Annotated in this window: 4 protein-coding genes; all 4 read right to left on the bottom strand. The window is 69.9% G+C overall.

Annotated elements, in window-relative coordinates; genetic code table 11:
* On the bottom strand, positions 1–662 hold a 662-nt coding region (locus tag ACTHNC_RS05165; protein WP_440293529.1), incomplete at its 3' end, for an ABC transporter permease.
* Entirely contained in the window at positions 659–1,726 is a 1,068-nt protein-coding gene (locus tag ACTHNC_RS05160; RefSeq protein ID WP_440293528.1) for an ABC transporter ATP-binding protein, read from the bottom strand. The genes ACTHNC_RS05160 and ACTHNC_RS05165, both read right to left, overlap by 4 nt.
* 4 nt (positions 1,727–1,730) lie before the next feature.
* A complete protein-coding gene (locus ACTHNC_RS05155; protein WP_440293527.1) occupies positions 1,731–2,726 on the bottom strand; it encodes a permease prefix domain 1-containing protein in 996 nt (331 codons plus the stop codon).
* On the bottom strand, positions 2,723–3,088 hold the full coding sequence (locus ACTHNC_RS05150) for a PadR family transcriptional regulator (protein ID WP_440293530.1): 366 nt from the start codon (positions 3,086–3,088) through the stop codon (positions 2,723–2,725). The genes ACTHNC_RS05155 and ACTHNC_RS05150 overlap by 4 nt, the downstream gene beginning before the upstream one ends.
* Between the last annotated feature and the right edge of the window lie 10 nt (positions 3,089–3,098).

The following is a 3,098-nucleotide window of genomic DNA, read 5'->3' as shown; positions in this document are numbered from 1 at the left end:
TTGAACTTCGACACGTTCTGGACCCACTCCGGCATCAGCGACGCCGGCATCATCGTGGTGGAGAGGAACGTGACCGGGAGCACCACGATCTGCGAGATGCCGATCAGCGCGACCTGGTTGCGCGCCGTGAGCGCGGCCGCCGTGGAGAGCGAGCAGAAGATCGTGCCGAGGAGCAGTGCGGTCAGCAGGGCGAGCGCCATTCCTCCGACACCGCCGGGGTAGGTGGCGCCGCCGAGCCATCCGATGAAGAGCACGACGATCGACTGTCCGAGGCAGATGATGAGCTGCTGCACGAGCTGACCGGTGACGATCGCGGTGCGGGCGACCGGCGCGGTGAGCAGCTGGTCCATGACGCCGGACTTCATGTCGTCGATGTAGCCGGTGCCGGCCCACGCGCCGCTGTACAACACGGTCATCATGAGCACGCCCGGCACGAGGAACGTGGCGTAGCCGGTGTCGCCGAACCCGGGCAGCTTGCCGAGCGAGGAGAACACCTGCCCGAACAGCAGGATCCACACGATCGGCTGCACGAGCGAGAACGCGGCGCCCCACACCTGCCTGCGGGTGTTGGTGATCCAGCGCAGGGTGATCTGGGCTGTCTGGGTGAGCCATCCGGCTCGTACGGGATGGGCCGGCGCGACGCCGGCGACGGTGGTGGTCATGCTGCTTCTCCGTTCACGGTGGTGCGGGCTTCCGCCTTCGGGGCAGCGGATGCCTCTGGCTGGGTCGCGGCATCCGCGGTGTCGAACGAGCGGCCCGCGTAGTGCAGGTACACGTCGTCGAGACTCGGGCGGGATGCCGACACCGCACCGAACACGATGCCGGCCGCCTCGAGCGCGGCGATCGCCGGGGCAACGGCCGACGACGCGTCGTCCGTGCGGGCGACGAGCTGGCCGTTCGTCCCCTGCGTCTCCACGACGACGTCGCGCAGGCCGCGCACGCTCGAGGCCGCCCTGCGCACGGCGTCGACGTCGGGCTCCACGAGCGAGACGCGCAGGGTGTCCCCGTTGAGGGATGCCTTGAGCTCGTCAGGGCTCCCGCTCACGACCTTCGTGCCGTGGTCGATGATCATCACGTCGTCCGCGAGCCGATCGGCCTCCTCCAGGTAGTGCGTGGTGAGGATGACCGTGATCGCGCTCTCGGCCGACAGCCTGCGGATCTCCGCCCACATCGCCGCCCGCGCCTCGGGGTCGAGCCCGGTGGTGGGCTCGTCCAGGAACAGCACGCGCGGGGCGTGCACGAGCGCGGCCGCGACATCCAACCGGCGCCGCATGCCCCCGGAGAACTTGCCGACCGGGCGGTCTGAGGTGTCGCCCAGCCCGAACTCCTTCAGCAGAGCGGATGCTCGAGTGCGAGCATCCATAGAGCTCATGCCGCGTAGGCGGCCGGCCAGCACCAGGTTCTCGGTGCCGGTGAGGAGGGGGTCGGTGCTCGCGCCCTGCGAGACGTAGCCGATGTGCTGGCGCACCTCCGCCGGGTGGCGCACGACGTCGATGCCGTCGATCCGGGCGGATCCGCCGCTCGGGCGGCTCAGCGTGGTGAGGATCTTCGTGGTGGTGGACTTGCCCGCGCCGTTGGGGCCGAGCATCGAGAAGACGATGCCCGCCGGCACCTGGAACGTCAGGCCGCGCAACGCGTGCACCGGCGTGCGGTGCGCGCCGCGGTACGTCTTGGTGAGGCCGGCCGCGTCCACCGCGAGGGTGTCGGCGGGGCCGCGTGCGGGCATCCGCTCATTCATGATGTGCTCCGTTCGAGTCGTTGCGGCCGGCGGGGAAGAGCATCCGGGCCAGCACGAGGAAGAAGACGACGAACCCGGCCACCAACGCCAGCCACGACCAGACGAAGCCGACCGTGAGGCTGAGGATGACGAACACGGCGACCGAGACCACCATGATCACCACCGTGTAGATGCCGAATCGTGCCGCCGCCGCTGGGTCTTTGCTGAAGCGGTCGCCCGCGTCCAACTCGTTCGTGTAGACGCTGCGCAGTCGTGCCATCCACGGCTTCTTGCGGTTCGTCTGTGTGGCGCCGAGGTAGCTGAACCAGGCGATCGAGACGACCACGAGCGGGGCCGCAACCACGATCAGCCACAGCTGTGCGAGGTGGGTGGCGTAGAGCGCGCCGAGCGCGAGCCCGGCGAGCCCGAGGAACGCGGACGCTCCGTAGCCCACCGCGCGCCCGCCGGGCACCGGGTAGTTCGTCGTGGTCTCCTGGTGCGTTCCGTCGCCCACGATCACGCCGATCGGCGCGGCCAGCACCACGACCGCGACCACGACGGACGCACCGATCGGCCACCCGAGGATGCCGAGCGTCGCCAGCACCGTGAGCGCCAGCCCGGCGGCGGCCACCACGGAGAGCAGCACGGTGCGCACCACGAAGGCCGGACGCGGCCGCACGCGGTGCCGCTGCGCCAGCTCGAACACGCTGCGGCCACGGGCATCCGTTCCCGCGGCTTTCGGGACGCCGTTGCGGGTCGCTTGGTCCGCATCCCATTCGCCGGTGACCTCGGCGGCCAGCTGTTCGATGTCGCCCAGCTCGGCGAACGCCGTCGACACGGCGGCCGTCGGCCCCGAGCCGGATGCCTCCAGCTCCGCCGCGCGAGCGGCCAGGCTCGCGCGCAGCTCGTCTTTCAGGTCGCGCAGATCGTCCGTGTCGGGAAGGCGCCCGAACGCCTCGTCGAGGCGAGCATCCAATTCCCCACGGGCAGACGCGTTGTCGCCGCTCATGAGCGGTCCCCTTTCAGGTTCAGAAGTGTGTTGATGATCGCCTGCGTCTTCAGCCAGTCCTCGACATTGCGTCGGTACACGGCACGGCCTGCGTCGGTGATGCGGTAGTACTTGCGGCGGCCGCCCTGCGTCTCGTCGCCCCAGTAGGGCTCGGTGAGCCCGTCCTTCGTGAGGCGGCGGAAGCTCGCGTAGAGCGTCGCCTCCTTGATCTCGTACTCGCCGCCGGTGGCGTCGCGGATCGCCTTGTGGATCTCGTAGCCGTACCCGTCGCCGCCGCGCAGCACGCCGAGCACGATCGTGTCGGTGTGGCCGCGCAGCAGGTCGGCGGTGAACGCCGCGGATGCCTGCGAGTCTTCTTGCATGCCAAGTACT

The organism is Humibacter sp., assembly GCF_051954055.1.
In the GTDB taxonomy this organism is placed as follows: Bacteria; Actinomycetota; Actinomycetes; order Actinomycetales; family Microbacteriaceae; genus Humibacter.
Note: the sequence above shows the minus strand (reverse complement) of the source record. Positions and strands in the feature narration are given on the sequence as shown.